Origin of the sequence: Mycolicibacter senuensis, from assembly GCF_003284925.1 — a bacterium.
GTDB classification, from domain to species: Bacteria; Actinomycetota; Actinomycetes; order Mycobacteriales; family Mycobacteriaceae; genus Mycobacterium; species Mycobacterium algericum_A.
Map to the genome: position 1 here is coordinate 24,692 of NZ_QMEX01000009.1, position 22,582 is coordinate 47,273.

Consider the following 22,582-nt stretch of genomic DNA (forward strand, 5'->3'; position numbering starts at 1 on the left):
GGCCTAGCTCACTTTCCGCGACTACGGTCGGGGGCATGAGCGCGACACTGGATTTCACGAATCACACCCAGGCCGACAGCATCCTCGACTACGGCGACTGCGCGCTGCTGTTGCAGTTCGACCGGACCGCCGACGTGCTGGCATGGACCTCAGCCTTGCGGGCCCTGACCGCCGAAGCGCTGCCCGGGGTGGTCGACATCATCCCGGCGTCGCACACCGTCTTCGTGAAACTGGCCGCGCCCGGTTACCAGGCAACCGTGCGGCGACGGCTGGCCAAACTGACCGTCGAACCGGGCGAGCTCGAACCCACCGCGCATGATGCCGCCATCGATGTGGTGATCGACGTGGTCTACGACGGCGCCGACCTCGCCGAGGTGGCCGAGCGTACCGGCTTGACCGTCGCCCAGGTGATCAACGCTCACACCACGACGCCGTGGCGGGTCGGATTCGGCGGCTCCACACCGGGCTTCGCCTACCTGATCGGCGGCGACCCGCGGCTGGAAGTGCCGCGCCGCGCCGACTTGCGCGACACCGTTCCGGCCGGCTCGGTGGCGCTGGCCGGACAGTTCAGCGGCGTCTACCCGCGCCAGTGGCCGGGCGGCTGGCAGTTGATCGGTCGCACGGACGCGGTGCTGTGGGACCTGCAACGGCCCAACCCGGCGCTGCTGACACCGGGCCTGACGGTGCAATTCCGGGCCGTGTGACGGGAGGATGACATGACCACGTTGGAGATACTGCGTACCGGCCCGCTGGCCTTGGTCGAGGACCTGGGCCGGACCGGGCTGGGCCATCTGGGTGTCACCCGGTCCGGTGCCGCCGATCGCCGGTCGCACCAGCTGGCCAACCGTCTGGTGGCCAATCCCGACGATCGGGCCACCATCGAGGTCGCGTTCGGCGGATTCGCCGCGCGCGTTCACGACGGCGATGTCGACATCGCGGTCACCGGCGCCGACACCGATCCAGAAGTCGACGGTGTTACCTTCGGCACCAACAGTATTCAGCGCGTCCACGACGGACAGCTGATCTCACTGGGCACCCCCCGGTCCGGCCTGCGAACCTACCTCGCGGTACGCGGGGGCATCGAGGTCACCCCCGTACTGGGCTCGCGCAGCTACGACGTGATGGCCGCGATCGGCCCGGCACCGTTGCGCGACGGCGATGTACTGCAGATCGGCGAACGAACCGGCGACTATCCGGAGATCGACCAGGCACCGGTGGCGACGATCCCCGACGACGTAGTCGAGCTGCGGGTGACCCCCGGCCCCCGCGATGATTGGTTCGTCGACCCCGACGTCATGGTGCGCACCAACTGGCTGGTCACCAACCGCAGTGACCGTGTCGGGATGCGGCTGGTGGGGATGCCGCTGGAGTACCGGTGGCCGGAACGGCAGCTACCCGCCGAGGGCGCCGATCGCGGCGCTATCCAGGTTCCACCGAACGGTTTCCCGATCATCCTCGGCCCGGACCACCCGGTCACCGGCGCCTACCCGGTGGTCGGTGTGGTGGTCGAGGAGGACATCGACACGCTGGGGCAGATCAGGCCCGGACAGACCGTGCGGATGCACTGGTCGCGTCCGCGTCACCATCCGTCCGACCACTCGAGCTGGTAGGCCGGCGGGTGTTCGGCCAGGTCAACACCGCACGCCTGATCCACACCTCCGATCTGGACGACGACACCCGTCGCGGTGCCCGCCAACTGGTCGACCGCGCCTTCGGAGCCTCCGGTGACGCGCCCCCCGGCGGCCACTGGCAGCACGCGCTCGGCGGTATGCACGCCCTCATCTGGCGCCGCGGCATCCTTATCGCCCACGGTGCAGTGGTCCGGCGCCACCTGCTGTACCGCGGCAGATCGCTGCGTTGCGGCTACGTGGAGGCGGTCGCGGTCGCCGAGGACCACCGGGGCAAAGGCTTGGCGACTGCGGTGTTGGATGCCTGCGAACAGGTGATCCGGGGCGCCTTCGAAGTCGGTGCGCTCAGTTCGGCCGAGATCAGCCGGCGGATCTACAGTTCGCGCGGTTGGCTGCCGTGGCGCGGGCCGACGTCGGTGCTGTCTCCGACCGGGCCGCAGCGGACCCCCGAAGCGGACGGCACCGTTTTTGTGATGCCAATAGAGGTCGACCTGGACACCACCTCAGACCTGGCCTGCGACTGGCGTGACGGCGGCGTCTGGTAGCGAGGAGATTCGGCATCTCCTGATGTTTCCCGTGGAGCGGGGGCCCGTAAATCCGTTGCGTGAGGGCTCCCTAACTCCTCGAGGCCGGCCAGGGCGATTCGGGTGCTCGTCTCGTGTTTGGAGAGCGGCCGCATGTGGTCCCATCCCTCGATCACCAGCGTCGGACTCTGGCCTTGGCCGCTGAACTCCTCCAGGAACGAACGAAGGGATCCATTTGTCGTGTGATCGACCAGGGGCACGCGCAAGCTCAAGTGCAGGTGTACCGCCCGGGTATCCTGCGGCAGCTGCCCCAACTCCCGAATTACGTGGAACAGGTTGAAACACACCAGCGAACCATCCAGGTACAGGTGGTAGACACCGTCATCGAATTCCCGTCGCGACACCGGATTGCGGAACAGACCGAGGAAGCGGCCGACAAGGTTCGGCTTGGCCGAATCCGAGCCGTTGCGCACCGTGTGCCAAAGGCCCACCAACCAGAGATTCAGTATCAATTCCGCGGCGACGCCGGCGAAAATACCGATGAGCAGATCCGTCGTCACCGTCACGAGCACAGTGGTCGCGAAGACGACGAACTGCTCCGTCCCTACCCGGGCGGCATTGAGCCAAACCGCGGGCCTACACAGTTTGTAGCCGATGAACACCAAGACGGCGGCCAACACCGTCAAAGGGACCAGGTTGATCAGGTCGGTGCACAGCAGCACGAACACCAGCAGGAAACAGGCGTTGTAGAAGTTGGCCCACTGGGTGCGGCCGCCGCCCATGATATTGGCCGTGCTCTTGACCATGCCGGGGATGATGGTCAAGCCACCGAGCGCGCTGGATGCGACGTTAGACGCGCCCATGGCCAGCAGGGTCCGATCCGGGTCGGAACGGCGACGAAACGGGTCGATCTTGTCCACTGCCGCGATCGTCGCCAGGGACTCGGTCCCGTCGATCAAGACCAGGGTGACGACCAGATAGACCAGCGGCAGCCATAGTTCGGGATGGGCGAACGCCGTTCCGAACTCGGGTAGGACCACCCCGTCCATGAGCGAACCTGGGACGTTGATCAGGTAGTGCTCGTCCAGCTTCAGGATGAATACGCTGGCGAGCGTGCCGGCGACGAACACCCAGACCGGTGGCGGCATGACCTTCAGCAGCCGCCCAGAAATCGCCGTCAGCACGAAAAGTCCCGCCAGGCAGCCGACCCCCAGGCCGAAGACCGCAGGGTTCATCGACCCGACACGGCTGGGCACTTCGCCCAGGATCGCCCAGAATTCGCGGGCCTCGAATGTGACACCCAGGAACAGCGGGATCTGCTTGGCGATGATCATCAGGCCGATCGCGCACAACATGCCCTGAATGGCCGCGGCCGGGAAGATGGCGCTCAAGCGGGCCACCTTCAACCTGGCAAGGATCACCTGCACCACGCCCGCAAGGGCGATGGCTACCAGAACCAGGGGGTAACCCACCGCAAGCAACTCGGATTCCGAGGCGTCGTCGCCCAGGCGGACCTCTCCCAGCATGATCATGCCGGCGAACAGGGCCGGCGCCAGTCCCGCCGCCGGGCCGCTGATGGTCACATACGAGCCGCCCAGGAACGGCAGGACAAAACCGGCGATGATCGCCGATACGATCCCGCAGATCGGCGGCGCGCCCGAGGTGATCGCGATTCCCATCGAGAACGGCAGCGAGATCATGGCCACCGTAAAACCCGACCGCAGATCGTAGCGCCAGTGCTTGAGACCGGCCACGCCATTGCGAGGCTTCTCGACCGGAACGGTCAGGCTCTGTTGCATGGATCAGGTCTCTCGGCAGCGGCTCAAAACGGTTGGGGTAAAGCGCTGCCGGAACTGGTGCAGCGTGGATCCGACTCAATGACAGGACGAGGCAGTTTGGGGCGGGACGAACACTCGCATGGTAGCCCTTCCCCCAGCGTCCGCCACTTCTACGCAGTCACCCTGACATCCGCGCTGCAAACGTGAACGCCGAATCGCCGGGCCCATACCGCGATGAATCTCGAACCGGGACGCGACGGCGTCGGCTCGATGGGCACCGGGTCATCACGGTGGCCGTTGCCGAATACACCGGTTGACATGCGCAGCTCCCGACTGTTGACGGTTGGCCAACGCGGGGTTATCAGCGGTCGGTGACGTTCGGGGCGGCCATTATCCCCCAGCTGGGGCTAAGACGGGGCACCATCGGCGCCTTCCCAGAGGCTTGGCAACTACCTTCACAGCAAACTAGCAGCTCTGACGTTTCAAGATCTCGGAATAGGGCAGGAGGACGTCCCACCAGCCGTGTTTCTTCCGGCCACAGACCGCACAGCAAATGCCTAGCCCGCCACAGCAGCTTCAGGCAGCCCCACGGCGTAGTCTGACGCGGCTCCGGCCATCGACACGGGAGACGCCATGCTGCTTGAGTTCTGGCACAACTTCACCCACAACCTCTTCAAGCCCCTGCTGCTCTTCTTCTACATGGGTTTCCTGATCCCGGTACTCAAAGTCCAGTTCGAATTCCCCTATGCGCTCTACCAGGGCTTGACCTTGTACCTGCTGCTGGCAATCGGCTGGCGCGGCGGCCAGGAGCTCGCCACCATCGACGGGTCGAGCATCGGCAGTGTCCTCGGTTTCATCGTGGTGGGCTTCCTGACCAACCTGATCATCGGCTTCGTCGCCTACGGGATGCTGTCCCGGACGACTCGGATGCGACGTGTCGACCGGGCCACGGTGGCCGGCTACTACGGATCAGATTCGGCGGGCACGTTCGCCACCTGCCTGGGGGTACTGGCCGCATTGGACATCGCCTTCGACGCCTACATGCCGGTGATGCTGGCCATCATGGAGATCCCGGGCTGCATCGTGGCGCTGCTGCTGGTGGCGCGGTTGCGTGAGCGCGGCATGGACCCGCTGGGAAACATGCCCGACGAACCCGGGTACAACCCACAGGCCCGCCCCGAGTTGGTCACCGCCGCGCAGTTGAGCGCACCGCAACCCGTGACCGCACGCCAACTGGACGCCGAGGAGGAACTGCATGTCTCACTGGAGAAGCGCGCGCATCCCGATCCGGCCGTTGCCGATCCGGTGCCGGCGGCGCCCGCACCGGTCAGCGCACCGCTGCTGCGTGAAGTACTGCTCAACCCGGGGCTGTACCTGCTCTTCGGCGGGATCATCATCGGCTTCATCAGCCGCCTGCAGGGCCCGGCGGTCATCGCAGACGCCGACCACGTGTTCGTAACGGCGTTCCAGGGCATCCTGGGCCTGTTCCTGCTCGAGATGGGGATGACAGCGTCGCGCAAACTCAAGGACCTGCGGGCCGCCGGCCGCGGGTTGATCGTGTTCGGGCTGTTGGCGCCGAATCTCTTTGCGACAGCAGGAATACTCATCATCCACACCTACGCGCAGCTCACCGGCACCCACTTTGAGATGGGCAGCTACGCGCTCTTCGCCGTGCTGTGCGGCGCGGCGTCGTATATCGCCGTCCCCGCGGTGCAACGAATCGCGATTCCTGAAGCCAGTCCGACGGTGCCGCTCGCGGCTTCGCTGGGACTGACGTTCTCCTACAACGTGACCATCGGCATTCCGCTGTACCTGCAGATCGCTCATGCCGTCAACAGCTGGCTGCCGCTCAGCTGATCGAGGCCGGTTCGGCCGGCAGCGATTCGTTACTTGACGCCGGCGAAATCTGCTGTGCAATCCGCCAGTACGTGACGCAAGCCACTTCTTCGACCCATTGTGGCCAACCCGCGGGCGTCAGCCCGCTTGCACTCCAAGGCTTTTACAGCTTCTCCACCGAAACTTGCCAGTTCAGCTGAGTATGTTCGCACGGTGACCCGCCGCGGTGCGCAGCACGGTGCGACGGTGGCTCCGAGCACGAGGAGATGTCAATGACGCCCGCCCACATCAGCGAATTCGATCCGGAGGACTGCGCGGCCTGGGAGAACGGCAATAGGGCCGTCGCCCGGCGCAACCTGATCTGGTCGACGGCGACCATGCACGTCGCCTTCTCCATCTGGTCACTGTGGTCGGTGGTCGTGCTGTTCATGCCGGAGTCGGTTTACGGCATAACGCCGGGCGACAAACTGCTGCTGGCGGCAGTCGCCACCCTGGTCGGTGCGGGTGCGCGGATTCCCTACGTGTCGGCCACCGCCAAGTTCGGCGGTCGCGACTGGGCGGTGTTCTCCTCGTTGATCCTGCTGATACCCACCGTCGGCACGCTGTTGTTGCTGGTCAACCCGGGTCAGCCATTGTGGATGTATCTGGTGTGCGCGGCCCTGACCGGGCTGGGCGGCGGCAACTACGCGGCGTCGCTGGCCAACGTGGACGCCTTCTATCCGCAACGCCTCAAAGGCGTCGCGCTCGGGCTGTGCGGCGGCATCGGCAACCTCGGGGTGGCCGCCATTCAGCTGGTCGGCCTGCTGGTGCTGGCCACCGCCGGCAACACCAAGCCGGAGCTCGTCTGCGCTGTCTATCTGGTGCTGCTCGCGCTGGTAGGCATCGGTGCGGCCCTGCGGATGGACAATCTCGACCACGGCGCCGAAGAGGTGGGCAGTATCCGGTCGATCCTGTCGGTCCCCGACAGCTGGGTCATCTCGGCGCTGTACTGCGCGGCTTTCGGCTCGTTCATCGGCTTCGCCTTCGCGTTCGCCCAAGTGCTGCATGTCACGTTCGAGGAGATCGGCCACAGTCCCGCCGAGGCCTCGCTGTACGCCGCCCGGATCGCCTTCCTGGGACCGCTGTTGGGCGCCTTGTCCCGTATCTACGGTGGCCGGGTGGCCGACCGGCGGGGCGGCGGACGGGTCACCTTCGTCGTCTTCATCGGAATGTTGTTGGCCGCAACGGTATTGGCGATCACCAGCACCATCGACGACCGCACCCCGGGTTCGGTGACCTCCTCCACGATCATGCTCTACATCACCGCATTCATGGTGCTGTTCATCCTGGCCGGGATGGGCAACGGATCGGTGCTGAAGATGATCCCGTCGATCTTCGAGGCCCGCAGCCGGTCACTGGAGCGCACCGAAACCGAACGTCGGCACTGGGCGCGTTCGCATTCCGGCGCTTTGATCGGCTTCGCCACGGCGGTCGGCGCGCTCGGCGGGGTGGCCATCAATCTGACGTTGCGACAGGCCTACGCGAGCACGGGCAGCGAAACGCCCGCCTTCTGGATCTTTCTCGCAGCGTATTGTGCGGCAGCCGCATTGACCTGGGTGCGGTATGTCCGTCGCCCGCCCCGGATGCCGGCCGCGACCACCGCCGCGTCCCCTCGTGACACCGAAACGGTGTCGGCGTGACCGAGATCGCGGTCCGACCCGGGGCAACGGTTTGGAAATCGGCCGGTAACACAGGTGAAATCCGCTGCCGTTAAACCTTATACATGAACACCGTTCAGGCGGCCGGTCACCTCATCGAGATTGCGGACGACCGGGTCTTCGTCGACGGGATGGTCAAGCCGGTGTCTCCTGCCGGCCTGGCCACCCTGCGGGTGCTGGCGCACCAGCCTGGTGCCGTCGTGGCTCGCGACACGTTGCTGCAAGCACTGCCCGGGCAGGGAAGCAACACGCACGCGGTGGACACCGCGGTGCTTCGGCTGCGAACCGCGTTGGGCGACAGCCAGATCGTTGCCACAGTTGTCAAGCGCGGCTACCGGCTCGCGGTCGACCAGCAGTCGGGGGCCGCATGATCCCGATCCTGGTGGCACACGGAACCCGCCGGCCCGAGGGTGTGGTGATGATCAGCGAGCTTGCCGAACGGGTCGGCGCGCTACTGGCCCGGCCGGTGCGGGTGGCGTTCGTCGACGTGCTCGGACCCACGCCGGGTGAGCTCCTTTCCGCTGAAGCCGCGACCGGCCGCCCGGCAGTCGTCGTCCCGGCCTTTCTGGCCCGCGGTTACCACGTCGGTGTTGACGTGCCTACGCATGTCCTGGCCAGTGGGCACCCGGATGTGACGCTGACGCCCGCGCTGGGACCGGATCCCCGGGTTGCCGCAGTGGTCGCCTCGCTGCTGGTCGAATCGGGGTGGCGGGCCGGGGATGCGGTGATCCTGGCGGCGGCCGGTTCATCGGACCCGATGGCGCGCGCCGACCTGGTCCAGGCCGCTCGAATGCTGTCGCGGTTGCTCGGCTCGCCCGTCGAGACGGCGTTCGCCGCCATCGGCGGCCCCACCGTGACCGACGCAGTCGCCACGGCGCGCCGCCGGGGAGCGACCCGAGTGGTGGTCGCTTCTTATCTGTTGGCGGACGGGCTGTTTCAGCGGCGACTGCACGACGCCGGTGCGGACCTGGTGACCGAACCGCTGGGCGCCCACCCCGGTGTCGCCAGGATCGTAGCTGATCGATTCATCACCGCCCTGACCCCGATCGCGGTGGGATCAGGGCGTTTCGGCGACAGCCGGTAGCAACGTTCGCATTCGCCGGGAGGCTGCCCGAGTGACCGCGATGGGTGCGATCGGGCCACTGAACCTGTCGCCGACCGTCGCGAGCAATGGCGTCTCACACCCGAACGACGGGGCCGTGAGCAGAAGTTCACCGGGGGGACATGCGGTGCAGCTTTCCGGTAACGAAACGTTCCTACGTTATCCACATGGCTCGTTCACACCTCCTCACTGACTGGGATCCCGAAGACACCGTGGCCTGGGCGGCCGGAAACGACAAGATCGCCCGCCGCAACCTGATCTGGTCGACGGTCGCCGAACACGTCGGCTTCTCGATCTGGTCCATCTGGTCGGTGATGGTGCTGTTCATGCCCGAATCGGTGTACGGCTTCACCGCCGGTGACAAGTTCCTGCTGGCGGCCACCGCGACCCTGGCCGGCGGTGCATTGCGTATCCCCTACTCGCTGGCGACCGCGACATTCGGCGGCCGCAACTGGACGGTCTTCTCCGCGCTCGTGCTGTTGATCCCGACGGTGGCGATGACGGCGCTGCTGGCGCACCCGGGACTGCCGCTGTGGCCTTATCTGATGTGCGCTGCCCTGACCGGCCTCGGTGGCGGTAATTTCGCCGCCTCGATGACCAATGTGAATGCCTTCTACCCGAACCGGCTCAAGGGCTGGGCGCTGGCGGTCAACGCCGGCGGAGGCAACCTGGGCGTGCCGCTGATCCAGTTGATCGGGTTGGTCGTGCTGGCCACCGCGGGCAACCGGCAGCCGTACTGGGTATGCGCGGTCTATCTGGTGTTCCTGGCGGTGACCGGGATCTGCGCGGCGTTGTTCATGGACAACCTGGACAACCACAAGGTCGACCTGTCCACGATGCGCTCGATCCTGCCGGAGGTCGACACCTGGATCATCGCCCTGCTCTACATCGGTACCTTCGGCTCATTCATCGGCTTCTCGTTCGCCTTCGGCCAGGTTCTTCAGATCAGCTTCATGGGCAGCGGTCAGAGCCCCTCGCAGGCCTCGCTGCACGCCGCTCAAATCGCATTTCTGGGACCGCTTTTGGGGTCGCTGGCCCGGATATTCGGGGGCCGGATAGCCGACCGGCTCGGCGGTGGCCGGGTCACGCTGGCGGCATTCGGTGGCATGTTCGCGGCCGCGGGACTGCTCGTCGGTGTCAGCGCCCTGGCCGATCATCAGGGCGGTCCGACCACCACCGCCACCATGGTGGGCTACGGCATCGGCTTCGTGGCGTTGTTCATCGTCTCCGGCATCGGCAACGGCTCGGTCTACAAGATGATCCCGTCGGTCTTCGAAGCCCGCAGTCATACCCTGGGGCTCAGTGAGGGCGAACGGCGGCAGTGGTCGCGAGCCATGTCGGGGGCGTTGATCGGCTTCGCCGGGGCGATCGGGGCGTTCGGCGGAGTCGCGATCAACCTGGCGCTGCGGCAGTCATATCTGTCCAGTGGTTCGGCCACGACGGCGTTCTGGATCTTCTTGACCGGCTACGTCGGCGCCGCCGGGATCACCTGGTTCAGATACGTGCGGAGCCCGCTCCTCACCGCGCAACCCGCCCGGACCGCCCTGGCCCCGGCCTGAGGTGGCCGCCACCGCGACGGTACCGACCCGGGCCGGCGCGTGCCCGGAGCGGCGACCGCATTCCGGCGCTGCGGGGACTGTCAGATGACCCGGCCGGACCGCGCGGCGCTGAGCGGCTACCGGGTCGCGGTGACCTCGTCGCGTCGCGCCGACGAGCTCTGCACCCTGCTTCGGCGACATGGGGCCACCGTCTGTGCCGCACCGGCGATCGACATGGTCGATCTCACCGATGACGACGAATTACACCGGCGTACCGAGGAACTGATCGCGCAACCACCCGACATTCTGGTGGTGACGACCGCGATCGGTTTCCGCGGCTGGATCGCTGCCGCCGAGGGGTGGGGACTGGCAGACGAACTCATCGAGGCGTTGCACACCGCCCGGATCGTCGCTCGTGGACCGAAGGCGGTGGGCGCACTGCGCGCGGCGGACCTGCCCGAGGAGTGGTCGCCGGAATCCGAATCTTCGGCCGCGATGCTCGGCTACCTGCGGGCCGCGGGTGTCGGCGGCTGCCGCATCGCGGTCCAGCTGCACGGCACCAGCGGCGGCTGGGATCCGGCCCCCGAGCTACTCGACCGACTCCGTGGTGCGGGAGCCGAAGTGACGCCCATTCGGGTCTACCGGTGGCGGGCGGCCCGGCCCGGTGGCGAGTTCGACCAGCTGACGACCGAGATCGCCCAACGGCAGTTCGACGCCGTCAGCTTCACCTCGGCCGCGGCGGTGATGGCCACGCTCACCCGCGCCGTCGAGCTCGGCATCTCCGATGAGCTGCTCGGCGCGCTGCGGTCGGAAGTACATGCGATGTGCGTGGGTCCGCTGACAGCCCGGCCGCTGACGCAACTCGGTGTCCCCACGTCGTCACCGCCGCGAATGCGGCTGGGGGCGTTGGCTCGCCACATCGTGGACCAGCTTCCCCGGTTGCGCTCCCGCGCCGTGTACGCCGCCGGTCACCGGATCGAGGTTCGCAGCAGTTGCGTGATGGTCGACGGGGTGGCCAAGTCGGTGTCACCCGCCGGGATGGCGACGCTGCGCGCGTTGGCTCGTCATCCCGGCAAGGTGGTGTCCCGTGATGACCTGCTCGACGCCCTGCCGGGCAACGGCCGCAGCACGCACGCAGTGGAGACGGCGGTGCTGCGGCTACGAAATACACTGGGCGACAAGAACATCATCGCCACTGTCGTGAAGCGTGGCTACCGGCTGGCGGTCGACCAGGCGAGCGGTTAAGCGACGGCCCGCTCAGACCCGGTCAGGCCGATCTGCACGTAGCCATCCACGACCCGCGTCGGGTACACCCGCACCGAGATGCGGGGGTCGTCCAGGCAACTGCCGTCGTCGAAGGCGAACGCCTGCTTCTTCAGCGGCGAAATGACCGAGAGCCGGCCGCCGCGGTCACCCACGATGCCCCGCGACAGCACAGCCGCCCGGAAGAACGGGTCGACATTGCAGATCGCGTGCACCGAGCCGTCGTCGAGCCGGAACAGCGCGGCCTGCTTGCCGTTGTCGAGCAGCACGCCCACGCCGAGGCCGGGGATGAGCTGGTCGTACCGGCATGCGGTGGTCCATGTCGAGATGGTGGTGGTGATCATGATTCCTCCTCAGTGCGCAGTACCGGGATCGGCAAGGGAACTTTGCGGCCGTCGCGCTCGGTGAACGCGACGGTGGGGTCTTCGGCGTCGGGGGCGTTGACGAACGACACGAACCGCGACAGCTTCTCCGGGTCGTCGAGCACCCCCTTCCATTCGTCGGTGTAGTTGTCGACGTGGCGGGCCATCGCCGCCTCGAACTCCTCGGCCAGCCCGAGTGAGTCCTCGCAGACCACCTCGCGGATGTGGTCGAGCCCGCCTTCGATCGACTCGACCCAGGGCGCGGTGCGCTGCAGCCGATCCGCTGTGCGGATGTAGAACATCAAGAACCGGTCGATGTAACGGAACACCGTCTCGGTGTCGAGGTCGGCGGCGAGCAGCTGGGCGTGCTTGGGCGACATCCCCCCGTTGCCGCCGACGTAGAGGTTCCAGCCCACCTCAGTGGCGATCACGCCGACGTCCTTGCCCCGCGCCTCGGCGCATTCGCGCGCGCAGCCGGACACACCCATCTTGATCTTGTGCGGCGCACGTAGCCCCCGATAGCGCAGTTCCAGATCGACGGCCATCTTCACGGAGTCCTGTTGCCCGTAGCGGCACCAGTCACTGCCCACGCAGCTCTTCACGGTGCGCAGCGACTTGCCGTATGCCTGACCGGATTCCATGCCGGCATCGACCAGCTTGCGCCAGATGGCCGGCAGCTGATCCACTCGGGCGCCGAACATGTCGATCCGCTGACCGCCGGTGATCTTGGTGTAGAGCCCGAACTCCTGCGCGATCTGACCGATCAGGATCAGGTGCTCGGGCTTGATCTCACCGCCGGGCACCCGGGGAACCACCGAGTAGCTGCCGTTGCGCTGAATGTTGGCCAGGAAGTGGTCATTGGAGTCCTGCAGTGCCGCCTGCTCGCCCTCCAGGATGTGCTCGGAACCGGTGGACGCCAGGATGGAGGCGACGGTCGGTTTGCAGATGTCGCAACCGTGGCCGGTCCCGAAGCGCTGCAGCAGTTCGGAGAAGGTGCGGATCCCGGTGACCTGAACGATCTGGAAGAGTTCGGCGCGCGACTGGGCGAAATGCTCGCACAGCGCCTTCGACTGCTCCACACCCTCGGCGACCAGCAACTCCTTGAGCAGCGGAATGCAGGAGCCGCACGAGGTGCCGGCCTTGGTGCGGTCCTTCAATGCCTGCACGTCGCAGCAGCCGTCAGCGATCGCATCGCACAGCTGGGTCTTGGTGACGTTGTTGCAGGAACAGATCTGCGCCGCCCCGGGCAGCGCACCGATCCCCAACGACGTCTTACCCTCGCCGCCGGAACCCGACGGCGCGATCAGGTCCAGCGGATCGCCGGGCAATTCGGCGCCGACCATGGGGCGCAGCACGCCGTAGGACGTGGCGTCTCCGACGAGAATGCCGCCGAGCAGAGTCTTGGCGTCGTCGGAGAGCACCAGCTTGGCGTAGGTGCGCTTCACCGGGTCGTTGACCACTACTGACAGCGAGTTCTCGGTCGTGCCCATCGCATCGCCGAAGCTGGCCACGTCGACACCGAGCAGCTTGAGCTTGGTGGACATGTCGGCCTCGCCGAATTCCGCCATACCGTCCAGCAGTCGGTCGGCGACCACTTCGGCGCTGGTGTAGCCGGGGCCGACCAGGCCGTAGCAGACGCCCTCGATGGCGGCGACCTCACCGATCGCGTAGACATCGGCGTCGCTGGTCATACAGGAGATGTCCGTGAGCACGCCGGCGCGCTCGGCGATCGACAGACCGGCCTCGCGGGCCAGCTCGTCGCGCGGGCGGACCCCGGCGGCGAAGATCACCAATCCGGCCTCGATCACGGTGTCGTCGGAGAGCCGCACCATCAACGTGGGCGACCGGTGCTCGTGGGTGCGGCGTTCGATGGCCTGCGTGCCGACCCCGACATGGACGGCGATGCCCAGATCGGAGATCATCCGGACCAGCAACGAGCCGCCGGCGTCGTCGAGCTGCTGCGGCATCAACCGGGGCGCCATCTCGATGATGTGCGGTTCGATCCCGGATGCCCGCAGGGCATTGGCCGCCTCAAGGCCCAGCAGTCCGCCGCCGATCACCACACCGGCGCGGGTGCCGCCAGCCTCCAATATGCATTCGATGTCGGCGCGAATACCGTCGAGGTCGTCCAGGGTGCGGTAGACGTGGCAGCCCGGCAGATCATGGCCGGGCACCGGCGGCACGAAGGCCCGCGATCCGGTCGCCAGCACCAGGGTGTCGTAGCGGTAGCTGTCGCCGTTGGCGGTCTGCACCGTCTTGGCGCCGCGATCGATCTCGGTGACCCGGGATTTGAGCAGCAACCGGACCTGCTCGTCGCCGGCGTAGTCGTTGCCCGGCAGCGCCAGCCGGGAACGGTCCCAACCGTCGGTGTACGACGTCAGCCCGACCCGGTCATAGGCCGGGTCGGACTCCTCGGCGAGCACGGTGACGCGCCAGCTTCCACTGCCGGCCCGACTGCGCAGCGCCTCCACGAACCGGTGGCCGACCATGCCGTGGCCGACCACGACGAGGTCCCGGACAGCGCGGGGCGTTTCGATCGGGGCCATGCGCTGAGATTAGGAAGGCGATATTGCAGCAGTATCGCCATGCGTTACAACCGTGTGACGGTGTGCTCACGTGGCTGTGAGGCTGTTCACCGGGTCAATGCACCGCGGGTTTGTTCACTGTCGGCGAACGCGGAACTTTAGCGTGGTCAACTCAAGTTCTACTCGATGACGGGCCGGTACCGACCGGCGCGGCAGCAACCCAAGAAAGACCATGAAAGGTAGTGACACCGATGAGCACCTTGACTCTGTGGCCCCGCCCGTTCGACACCGACCGGTGGGTACGCGACTTCTTCGGCCCGGCCACGGCCAACGACTGGCGGGCGCCCGCCGCCGGCTTCCGGCCCGCCGCGGAAATCACCAAGGACGGCGACGACGCTGTGGTCCGCCTGGAGCTCCCCGGCATTGACGTGGAGAAGGACGTGACCGTCGAACTCGACGGCGGCCGTCTGGTCATCCGCGGCGAGCGTCGGGACGAGCACACCGAGACCGACCCCGGCAACGACCACCGCACGTTGCGAGAGGTGCGCTACGGCGCCTTCCGCCGGTCGTTCGCGGTACCGGGGCACGTCACCGGCGACGACGTCTCGGCGTCCTACGACGCCGGCGTGCTGAGCGTCCGGGTATCCGGCGTCCACGCGGGCGCCCAGCCGCAGCGGATCGCCATCACCAAGTAGGCCGTAGCCGCCAAGGCTGCCCGGAAACCCCCCGCACGCAGCAGGTGTGGGGGGTTTTCCGGTGCCCGACATTCGCCGCGCCAACGTGATCTGTCTCACGTCCGGTTCCCGATGTGGCTAGCATCGGGTGAACGTACTGTGATCCGTAGCACCCGAGGAGGAACCGGTGTCGAGCACTAGCGAACTCGCCGAACTGCACGCCCTGATTGGCGACCTGCGGCGCTGCGTGCTGGGACTGAAGACCCGGTTCGGCGACATCCCCGGGATGCGCCGCATCGAGATGGACGCCGAGCGCATCCTCGCCGATGTTCAGCTCCTCGAGTCCGACGCCGGGGAACTCGACCTGCAACGCTGGGCTGCCGAGCGTGCCCAGGAGAAGATCGCGATCCCCGACACCGAGTACGACAGCGAATTCTGGCGTGACGTCGACGACGAAGGCGTCGGCGGCCAGGGCAGGTACTGACCCCCATCGGGTGCTGCTTGTATAAGGGGCGCCCTCCGACGAAATCCAGCCGAAGGGAACCCCCCAGATGAGCGCACCCGCCGTGAACCGTCCTGGCACCGGCGTCTTCTCGGCGACTCGCGCACGGATCGCGGATCGCACCCTGCGCACCGACCGGTGGTGGTTATCGCCGCTGCGGGTCAACGTCTTCCTCAGCGCGTGGGTTCTCTACGCAACGGTCCGGGCGTTCTGGGGCAGCGGCTACTGGGTCGACAAATATCACTATCTGACACCGTTCTACTCACCGTGTATCAGCGCATCCTGCGTGGAGGGCTCCAGCCACCTGGGCGTCTGGCTGCCGGAGTTCCCCCGGTGGATTCCGCTGGGCGCGTTGGTTCTGCCGTTTCTGCTGGCGTTCCGGCTGACCTGCTACTACTACCGCAAGGCCTACTACCGCGCCTACTGGCTCTCGCCGGCAGGATGTGCGGTGCCCGAACCGCGCGCCGGCTACACCGGGGAGACCCGGTTCCCGCTGATCATCCAAAACAGCCACCGCTACTTCTTTTACGCCGCACTGGCCATCACGATGCTGAACACCTATGACGCGATCACCGCGTTCTACTCCGCGGACGCCAACGGCGGCGCCGGTGGTTTCGGGTTCGGCCTGGGCAACATCGTGCTCTGCGTCAACGTGGCAATGCTGTGGGCCTACACCGGCGGTTGTCACTCCTGCCGGCACGTCATGGGTGGCCGGCTCACCCACTTCTCCAAAAACCCGGTGCGCTACTGGCTTTGGTCGAAGATCAGCTGGTTCAACGGCCGGCACATGCAGTTCGCCTGGATCACTCTGGGCACGCTGGCGTTCACCGACTTCTATGTCTGGATGGTGGCCAGCGGCGTCTTCACCGATATCCGGTTCATCGGCTGACGAAGCCTCATTTCACACGAAGAGTAAGCGAGAATTCATGGTTGAAGTCGAACGGCACTCCTACGACGTGGTCGTGATCGGTGCCGGCGGCGCCGGTCTGCGCGCGGTCATCGAAGCCCGCCAGCAGGGCCTCAGCGTGGCGGTGGTGTGCAAGTCGCTGTTCGGCAAGGCGCACACTGTGATGGCCGAGGGCGGCGCCGCCGCATCGATGGGCAACGTCAATGAGAAAGACAACTGGCAGGTGCACTTCGGCGACACCATGCGCGGCGGCAAGTTCCTCAACAACTGGCGGATGGCCGAACTGCATGCCCGCGAGGCGCCGGAGCGGGTCTGGGAGTTGGAGACCTACGGCGCCTTGTTCGACCGCACCAAAGACGGGAAGATCAACCAGCGCAACTTCGGTGGCCACACCTATCCGCGACTGGCGCACGTCGGCGACCGCACTGGCCTGGAGATGATCCGCACGCTGCAGCAGAAGGTCGTCTCGCTGCAGCAAGACGATCACGCCGAGTTCGGCGACTACGAGGCGAAGATCAAGGTCTTCCACGAGTGCACGATCACTGAATTGCTCAAAGACGATGCCACCGGGGCGATTTCGGGTGCCTTCGGCTACTGGCGCGAATCCGGCCAGTTCATCGTGTTCGAGTCGCCCGCGGTGGTGCTGGCCACCGGCGGGATCGGCAAGTCGTTCAAGGTGACCTCGAACTCCTGGGAATACACCGGCGACGGACACGCGCTGGCGCTACGCGCCGGCGCGACGTTGATCAATATGGAATTCGTGCAGTTCCATCCGACCGGGATGGTGTGGCCGCCCAGTGTGAAGGGGATCCTGGTCACCGAGGGTGTGCGCGGCGACGGCGGGGTGCTCAAGAACGCGCAAGGGTCGCGGTTCATGTTCGACTACATCCCGCCGGTCTTCAAAGGCCAGTACGCCGAGACCGAGCAAGAAGCCGACCAGTGGCTCAAAGACAACGACTCGGCCCGCCGCACCCCCGACCTGCTGCCGCGCGACGAGGTGGCCCGCGCCATCAACTCCGAGGTCAAGGCCGGACGGGGTTCGCCCCACGGCGGAGTGTTCCTCGACATCGCCTCCCGGCTCAAGCCGGAGGAGATCAAACGCCGACTGCCCTCGATGTACCACCAGTTCATGCAGCTTGCCGAGGTCGACATCACCAAGGACGCCATGGAGGTGGGTCCCACCTGCCACTACGTGATGGGCGGTATCGAGGTCGACCCGGACACTGCGGCTGCGGCGGTCCCGGGGCTGTTCGCCGCCGGTGAATGCGCCGGCGGGATGCACGGGTCCAACCGGCTGGGCGGCAACTCGCTGTCGGATCTGTTGGTCTTCGGCCGCCGCGCCGGTCTGGGCGCCGCGGAGTACGTGCGGGGGCTGGCCAGTCGGCCGGCCGTGGCACCGGCGGCGTTGGAGACCGCGGCGAAGCTGGCGCTGGCACCGCTCGACCGGCCGGGCGGCGGCGCGGGCGAGAATCCATACACGCTGCACGCCGATCTCCAGCAGTCGATGAACGACCTGGTCGGCATCATCCGCAACGCCGGCGAGCTGGAACAGGCGCTGGCCCGGCTCGAGGAGTTCAAGACCCGGTTCGCGGCCGTGGCCGTCGAGGGCGGTCGGCATTACAACCCGGGCTGGCATCTGGCCGTCGACCTGCGCAACATGCTGCTCGTCAGCGAGTGTGTGGCCAAGGCCGCGCTGCAGCGCACCGAGAGCCGCGGCGGACACACCCGAGACGACCACCCTGGCATGGACTCGAATTGGCGCAAGACCCTGCTGGTCTGCCGGGTCGCCGACGACAGCGAGGTGCCCGACATCACGATCACCCCGGAGGCGCAGACCGGGATGCGCCAGGACCTGCTGGAACTGTTCGAGATTTCCGAGTTGGAGAAGTACTACACCGACGAAGAGCTGGCGCAACACCCGGGACGGAGAGCCTAATGACACATATCGCCCAGCTACGGGTATGGCGCGGCGACATCGACGGCGGTGGGCTGCAGGACTTCGAGGTCGAGGTCAACGAGGGTGAAGTGGTCCTCGACGTCATCCATCGGTTGCAGGCAACCCAGACACCCGACCTGGCGGTGCGCTGGAACTGCAAGGCCGGCAAGTGCGGCTCGTGCTCGGCCGAGATCAACGGCTTCCCCCGATTGTTGTGCATGACGCGGATGTCGATGTTCAAGCCGGACGAGACCATCACGGTGACGCCGGTGCGGACCTTCCCGGTGATTCGCGACCTGGTCACCGACGTCTCCTTCAACTACGAGAAGGCCCGCGAGATGCCGTCCTTCAAGCCACCGGCGGATCTCAAACCCGGCGAGTACCGGATGCAGCAGGTCGACGTCGAGCGGTCCCAAGAGTTCCGCAAGTGCATCGAATGCTTCCTGTGCCAGAACGTCTGCCACGTCATCCGGGACCACGAGGACAACAAGCCGAACTTCGCCGGCCCGCGGATGTTCATCCGGCTGGCCGAGCTGGAGATGCACCCCCTGGACACCGCCGACCGGCGTCAGTTGGCTCAGGATGAGGCCGGTCTCGGATTGTGCAACATCACCAAGTGCTGCACCGAGGTCTGCCCGGAACACATCACGATCACCGACAACGCCATCATCCCGATGAAGGAGCGGGTGGCCGGAGATCGCTACGACCCGATCGTCTGGCTCGGCCGAAAGATCTTCCGCCGCAAGTCTGACTGACCCGCGAAGACCATCCTGGGCCGGCTGTGACTATTGCGGGATCGCAGCCAAACCACCCTCGCGTCGCAGCGTCGCAATGAATTCGTCGGCGATGCCCGGTGCCGCGGCGATGATGACATCGCCGCCGTCGGGCTCCGGTCCCGGCAACACCACCCGGGCACCCGCCTCGGCCGCGATCAGCGATCCCGCCGCGTGGTCCCACAGCTTGATTCCGTGTTCGTAATACACGTCCAGCCGTCCCGCGGCCACCATGCACAGATCCAGCGCCGCCGACCCGATCCGCCGTACATCACGGACCACCGGCAGCAGCCGGGCCAGTAGCGCGGCCTGCGCCGCCCGACGGCCGGGCGAATACCCGAAGCCGGTGCCCAGCAGGGCCAGCGACAGCTCGGTGACGTCGGTGCAGCGCAGCACCGTCGTGCTCTGCCGGTCCCTGACGTGGGCGCCCAGCCCCAGACCGGCCGAGTAGAGCCGGTCACCGACCACGTCCGCGACCGCACCGGCCATCGACACCCCGCCGACCTGCGCCGCCACCGAGACCGCATAGGCCGGTACGCCGTACATGAAGTTGACCGTGCCGTCGATCGGGTCGACCACCCAGGTGACGGCATCGGGTTCGCGGCCGGACACATCGCCGGAACCGCCGCCTTCCTCACCCAACACCGCATCACCGGGTCGCAGCCGGGCCAGCCGGTCCCGGATGTACCGCTCGGTCTCGGTGTCGACCACCGTCACCGGATCGGTCGGACTGCTTTTCGTCTGCACCAGGGCGGCGGGAGCCGATTCGGCGGCTGCGGCGCCGAACACCTCGGCGCGGCGTCGGCGCACGAAGTCAGCCGCCTCCGCCACCAGGGTCTCCGCCGTGGACCGCAACCGTCCCGGGTCGTCATGCAGCGTCGCCATCTGCCCATAGCAACACATCTGCGGTGGCCATCGCACCTCCGGCGATGCCGCACCGCAGCGGGAATCAGCCGCCGAGCCGCCGGAAACCGCTGCGGTGAAACACGATCGGCGTGATCTCGGGATCGACCGTCACGTCGCATACCCGCAGCACCACGATGGTGTGGTCGCCGGCGGGCACCAATTGCTCGACCGAGCTGCCCAGCCACACCCCGGTGCCCTTGATGAAGACCGCGCCTTCGTTGGTCACCGTCTCCAGCCCGGCGAACCGGTCGCCGGTCTTGGCGGCCAGCGTGCGTGCCGCGATGTCGTGCGCCTCACCCAGCACGCTGATGCCCAGCCGCGGCGAGTCCTTGAGTTTCGGCCACGTCGTCGAGGTGTTCTGCACGCAGAACGACACCAGCGGCGGCTCGAGCGACACCGGCACGAAGGTGCTGGCGGCCAACCCGACCCGGATGCCGTCGACCTCGGCCGCGACAGCCACCACGCCGGACGGGAAATGGCCGAACGCCTCCCGTAACGACGACGGCGTCAGATTGCTCGCAGAACTCACGTGGGCACTCACCGGAACTCATTCACCTCGTCGGGTCTGGTCGCTGAAGAACCCTACCCGCCGCCTCCCCACCGTGGCGGATCGGCCGCGGCGGAGCAGGCCTGACCAGGTGAGACCAACTGGTTGGTTAGTTAGCTAAGAGGATGTAGCTCACACTGGCTTGCGCTGTGGTCCCCACGGGGTATATTTCAGGGCACGTTACTGGTGGGTAACTTAAGCCTGAGTACCCAACCACAGGTGGCATTCCATGAGGAGGAAGCTGTGAGCCACTACAAGAGCAATGTCCGTGACCAGGTGTTCAACCTGTTCGAGGTCTTCGGCCTGGACCAGGTCTTCGGCCAGGGCGAATACGCCGACCTGGACGTCGACACCGCTACGGAGATGCTCGGCGAGATGGTCCGGCTGGCTGAGGGCCCGATTGCTGACTCCTTCGTCGACGGCGACCGCAACCCCCCGGTGTTCGACCCCGCCACCCACGCGGTGACGCTGCCCGAGTCGTTCAAGAAGTCGGTGCGCGCCACGCTTGAGGCCGGCTGGGACCGGGCCGGCATCGACGAGGCGCTCGGCGGCATGCCGATGCCCAAGGCACTGATGTGGGCGCTACACGAACACATCCTCGGCGCCAACCCGGCAGTGTGGATGTACGCCGGCGGTGCCGGCTTCGCCAACATCTTCTACCACGTGGCCACCGAAGAGCAGAAGAAGTGGGCCGTCATCGCCGCCGAGCGCGGCTGGGGCTCGACCATGGTGCTCACCGAGCCCGATGCCGGCTCGGATGTCGGCGCCGGCCGCACCAAGGCCGTCCAGCAGGAGGACGGCTCCTGGCACATCGACGGCGTGAAGCGGTTCATCACCTCGGCTGACTCCGACGACCTGTTCGAGAACATCTTCCACCTGGTGCTGGCCCGCCCCGAGGGCGCCAAGCCCGGCACCAAGGGCCTGTCGCTGTTCTTCGTGCCGAAGTTCCTGTTCGACTTCGAAACCGGTGAGCTCGGCGAGCGCAATGGCGTGTTCGTCACCAACGTCGAGCACAAGATGGGGCTGAAGGTCTCGGCCACCTGTGAGCTCACCTTCGGCCAGCACGGGGTGCCGGCCAAGGGCTGGCTGGTCGGCGAGGTGCACAACGGCATCGCGCAGATGTTCGACGTGATCGAGCAGGCCCGCATGATGGTCGGCACCAAAGCCATCGCCACACTGTCCACCGGCTACCTCAACGCACTGGAGTACGCCAAGGAGCGGGTGCAGGGCGCCGATCTGACCCAGATGACCGACAAGTCCGCGCCGCGGGTGACCATCACCCACCACCCGGACGTGCGCCGGTCGCTGATGACCCAGAAGGCCTACGCCGAGGGGCTGCGGGCGCTGTACCTCTACACCTCGACCTACCAGGACGCCGCCGTGGCCGAGAAGCTGCACGGCGTTGAGCCCGATCTCGCCGTCCGCATCAACGACCTGATGCTGCCGATCGTCAAGGGTGTCGGCTCCGAGCAGGCCTACGCCAAGCTCACCGAGAGTCTGCAGACGCTCGGCGGGTCGGGCTTCCTGCAGGACTACCCGATCGAGCAGTACATCCGTGACGCCAAGATCGACTCGTTGTATGAAGGCACCACGGCGATTCAGGCGCAGGACTTCTTCTTCCGCAAGATCATCCGGGACAAGGGCCAAGCCCTGGCACACGTCGCGGGCGAGATCGAGGCGTTCATCGCCAACGAGTCCGGCAACGGCCGGCTCAAGGCGGAGCGTGAGCTGCTGGCCACCGCGCTGGCCGATGTGCAGGGCATGGCCGCCACGCTGACCGGCTACCTGATGGCCGCGCAGGAGGACATCTCCAGCATCTACAAGGTGGGGCTGGGCTCGGTGCGCTTCCTGATGAGCGTCGGCGACCTGATGATCGGGTGGCTGCTGGCCCGCCAGGCCGCGGTGGCCGTCGAGAAGCTCGACGGCGGAGCCGAGGGCGCCGACCGGGCCTTCTACGAGGGCAAGATCGCGGTGGCATCGTTCTTCACCAAGAACTTCCTGCCTTTGCTGACCAGCACTCGCTCGGTGATCGACGCCATCGACAACGACATCATGGAGCTCGACGAAGCGGCGTTCTAGAACGC

18 protein-coding genes and 2 pseudogenes are annotated in these 22,582 nt (G+C 66.7%); 15 read left to right on the top strand and 5 right to left on the bottom strand.

Annotated elements, in window-relative coordinates:
* The first annotated feature begins 35 nt into the window (after window positions 1–35).
* From DQP56_RS05090 to DQP56_RS05100, 3 genes are read left to right on the top strand one after another with little or no spacing between them, the layout of a single operon-like run.
* Window positions 36–704, top strand: a complete 669-nt coding sequence (locus tag DQP56_RS05090) for a 5-oxoprolinase subunit B family protein (RefSeq protein ID WP_112683896.1) — start codon at window positions 36–38, stop codon at window positions 702–704.
* A 12-nt stretch (window positions 705–716) separates the two neighbouring features.
* Entirely contained in the window at window positions 717–1,610 is an 894-nt protein-coding gene (locus DQP56_RS05095; protein ID WP_112683897.1) for a 5-oxoprolinase/urea amidolyase family protein, read from the top strand.
* A gap of 8 nt (window positions 1,611–1,618) precedes the next feature.
* Window positions 1,619–2,173 carry a GNAT family N-acetyltransferase gene (locus DQP56_RS05100; protein ID WP_112683898.1) on the top strand — a complete coding sequence of 185 codons (555 nt, stop codon included), beginning with the start codon at window positions 1,619–1,621 and terminating at the stop codon, window positions 2,171–2,173.
* A 566-nt stretch (window positions 2,174–2,739) separates the two neighbouring features.
* Here the strand turns inward: DQP56_RS05100 and DQP56_RS25170 are convergent.
* Window positions 2,740–3,951, bottom strand: a pseudogene (locus DQP56_RS25170) (SulP family inorganic anion transporter); the annotation flags it as partial.
* A gap of 612 nt (window positions 3,952–4,563) precedes the next feature.
* Here DQP56_RS25170 and DQP56_RS05110 point away from each other — a divergent pair.
* The 6 genes and pseudogenes from DQP56_RS05110 to DQP56_RS05135 all read left to right on the top strand — a co-directional run bounded on the left by DQP56_RS05110 (window position 4,564) and on the right by DQP56_RS05135 (window position 11,348).
* Window positions 4,564–5,787, top strand: a complete 1,224-nt coding sequence (locus DQP56_RS05110; protein WP_112683900.1) for a sodium-dependent bicarbonate transport family permease — start codon at window positions 4,564–4,566, stop codon at window positions 5,785–5,787.
* Window positions 5,788–6,038: 251 nt separating this feature from the next.
* Complete coding sequence (locus DQP56_RS05115) at window positions 6,039–7,445, top strand: MFS transporter (RefSeq protein WP_112683901.1); 1,407 nt, start codon at window positions 6,039–6,041, stop codon at window positions 7,443–7,445.
* A 77-nt stretch (window positions 7,446–7,522) separates the two neighbouring features.
* A pseudogene (locus DQP56_RS05120) lies at window positions 7,523–7,834 on the top strand (winged helix-turn-helix domain-containing protein); the annotation flags it as partial.
* The gene (locus tag DQP56_RS05125; RefSeq protein ID WP_112683903.1) at window positions 7,831–8,547 is read left to right on the top strand and encodes a sirohydrochlorin chelatase; all 717 of its coding nucleotides are present in this window, start codon (window positions 7,831–7,833) and stop codon (window positions 8,545–8,547) included. The pseudogene DQP56_RS05120 and the gene DQP56_RS05125, both read left to right, overlap by 4 nt.
* A 185-nt stretch (window positions 8,548–8,732) precedes the next feature.
* A complete protein-coding gene (locus DQP56_RS05130; protein WP_112683904.1) occupies window positions 8,733–10,124 on the top strand; it encodes a nitrate/nitrite transporter in 1,392 nt (463 codons plus the stop codon).
* Between the two features lie 84 nt (window positions 10,125–10,208).
* Window positions 10,209–11,348, top strand: coding sequence for a uroporphyrinogen-III synthase (locus DQP56_RS05135; protein ID WP_112683905.1), 1,140 nt, complete (start codon window positions 10,209–10,211; stop codon window positions 11,346–11,348).
* Here DQP56_RS05135 and nirD read toward each other — a convergent pair.
* On the bottom strand, window positions 11,345–11,710 hold the full coding sequence (gene nirD / locus DQP56_RS05140; RefSeq protein WP_112683906.1) for a nitrite reductase small subunit NirD: 366 nt from the start codon (window positions 11,708–11,710) through the stop codon (window positions 11,345–11,347). The two genes, DQP56_RS05135 and nirD, sit on opposite strands and share 4 nt — an antisense overlap.
* Window positions 11,707–14,274, bottom strand: coding sequence for a nitrite reductase large subunit NirB (gene nirB, locus DQP56_RS05145; protein WP_112683907.1), 2,568 nt, complete (start codon window positions 14,272–14,274; stop codon window positions 11,707–11,709). Before nirB ends, nirD begins: the two co-directional genes overlap by 4 nt.
* A gap of 230 nt (window positions 14,275–14,504) precedes the next feature.
* Between nirB and DQP56_RS05150 the strand changes: the two genes are divergently transcribed.
* The 5 genes from DQP56_RS05150 to DQP56_RS05170 all read left to right on the top strand — a co-directional run bounded on the left by DQP56_RS05150 (window position 14,505) and on the right by DQP56_RS05170 (window position 19,027).
* The gene (locus tag DQP56_RS05150) at window positions 14,505–14,948 is read left to right on the top strand and encodes an Hsp20/alpha crystallin family protein (protein WP_112683935.1); all 444 of its coding nucleotides are present in this window, start codon (window positions 14,505–14,507) and stop codon (window positions 14,946–14,948) included.
* Window positions 14,949–15,114: 166 nt separating this feature from the next.
* Window positions 15,115–15,411, top strand: coding sequence for an Rv0250c family protein (locus tag DQP56_RS05155; RefSeq protein WP_013827181.1), 297 nt, complete (start codon window positions 15,115–15,117; stop codon window positions 15,409–15,411).
* 67 nt (window positions 15,412–15,478) lie between these two features.
* Window positions 15,479–16,318 (top strand): succinate dehydrogenase subunit SdhC, encoded by an 840-nt coding sequence (gene sdhC / locus DQP56_RS05160; protein ID WP_112683908.1) that lies wholly within the window; start codon window positions 15,479–15,481, stop codon window positions 16,316–16,318.
* 37 nt (window positions 16,319–16,355) lie between these two features.
* Window positions 16,356–18,272 carry a fumarate reductase/succinate dehydrogenase flavoprotein subunit gene (locus tag DQP56_RS05165; RefSeq protein ID WP_112683909.1) on the top strand — a complete coding sequence of 639 codons (1,917 nt, stop codon included), beginning with the start codon at window positions 16,356–16,358 and terminating at the stop codon, window positions 18,270–18,272.
* Window positions 18,272–19,027: a succinate dehydrogenase/fumarate reductase iron-sulfur subunit gene (locus DQP56_RS05170; protein WP_112683910.1), complete on the top strand. Its 756-nt coding sequence runs from the start codon at window positions 18,272–18,274 to the stop codon at window positions 19,025–19,027. Before DQP56_RS05165 ends, DQP56_RS05170 begins: the two co-directional genes overlap by 1 nt.
* A gap of 30 nt (window positions 19,028–19,057) precedes the next feature.
* On the opposite strand, the gene DQP56_RS05175 is transcribed toward DQP56_RS05170, so the two are convergent.
* Window positions 19,058–19,930: an inositol monophosphatase family protein gene (locus tag DQP56_RS05175; protein WP_112683911.1), complete on the bottom strand. Its 873-nt coding sequence runs from the start codon at window positions 19,928–19,930 to the stop codon at window positions 19,058–19,060.
* Window positions 19,931–19,994: 64 nt separating this feature from the next.
* Entirely contained in the window at window positions 19,995–20,480 is a 486-nt protein-coding gene (locus DQP56_RS05180; RefSeq protein WP_013827174.1) for a flavin reductase family protein, read from the bottom strand.
* A 261-nt stretch (window positions 20,481–20,741) separates the two neighbouring features.
* Here DQP56_RS05180 and DQP56_RS05185 point away from each other — a divergent pair, with 261 nt between their 5' ends.
* On the top strand, window positions 20,742–22,577 hold the full coding sequence (locus tag DQP56_RS05185) for an acyl-CoA dehydrogenase (RefSeq protein ID WP_112683936.1): 1,836 nt from the start codon (window positions 20,742–20,744) through the stop codon (window positions 22,575–22,577).
* Window positions 22,578–22,582 lie beyond the last annotated feature (5 nt).

Coding starts and splice junctions, on each gene's coding strand:
- DQP56_RS05090 (WP_112683896.1), top strand. CDS start 36: ATGAGCGCGACACTGGATTTCACGAATCACACCCAGGCCGACAGCATC.
- DQP56_RS05095 (WP_112683897.1), top strand. CDS start 717: ATGACCACGTTGGAGATACTGCGTACCGGCCCGCTGGCCTTGGTCGAG.
- DQP56_RS05110 (WP_112683900.1), top strand. CDS start 4,564: ATGCTGCTTGAGTTCTGGCACAACTTCACCCACAACCTCTTCAAGCCC.
- DQP56_RS05115 (WP_112683901.1), top strand. CDS start 6,039: ATGACGCCCGCCCACATCAGCGAATTCGATCCGGAGGACTGCGCGGCC.
- DQP56_RS05125 (WP_112683903.1), top strand. CDS start 7,831: ATGATCCCGATCCTGGTGGCACACGGAACCCGCCGGCCCGAGGGTGTG.
- DQP56_RS05130 (WP_112683904.1), top strand. CDS start 8,733: ATGGCTCGTTCACACCTCCTCACTGACTGGGATCCCGAAGACACCGTG.
- DQP56_RS05135 (WP_112683905.1), top strand. CDS start 10,209: ATGACCCGGCCGGACCGCGCGGCGCTGAGCGGCTACCGGGTCGCGGTG.
- nirD (WP_112683906.1), bottom strand. CDS start 11,710: ATGATCACCACCACCATCTCGACATGGACCACCGCATGCCGGTACGAC.
- nirB (WP_112683907.1), bottom strand. CDS start 14,274: ATGGCCCCGATCGAAACGCCCCGCGCTGTCCGGGACCTCGTCGTGGTC.
- DQP56_RS05150 (WP_112683935.1), top strand. CDS start 14,505: ATGAGCACCTTGACTCTGTGGCCCCGCCCGTTCGACACCGACCGGTGG.
- sdhC (WP_112683908.1), top strand. CDS start 15,479: ATGAGCGCACCCGCCGTGAACCGTCCTGGCACCGGCGTCTTCTCGGCG.
- DQP56_RS05165 (WP_112683909.1), top strand. CDS start 16,356: ATGGTTGAAGTCGAACGGCACTCCTACGACGTGGTCGTGATCGGTGCC.
- DQP56_RS05170 (WP_112683910.1), top strand. CDS start 18,272: ATGACACATATCGCCCAGCTACGGGTATGGCGCGGCGACATCGACGGC.
- DQP56_RS05175 (WP_112683911.1), bottom strand. CDS start 19,930: ATGGCGACGCTGCATGACGACCCGGGACGGTTGCGGTCCACGGCGGAG.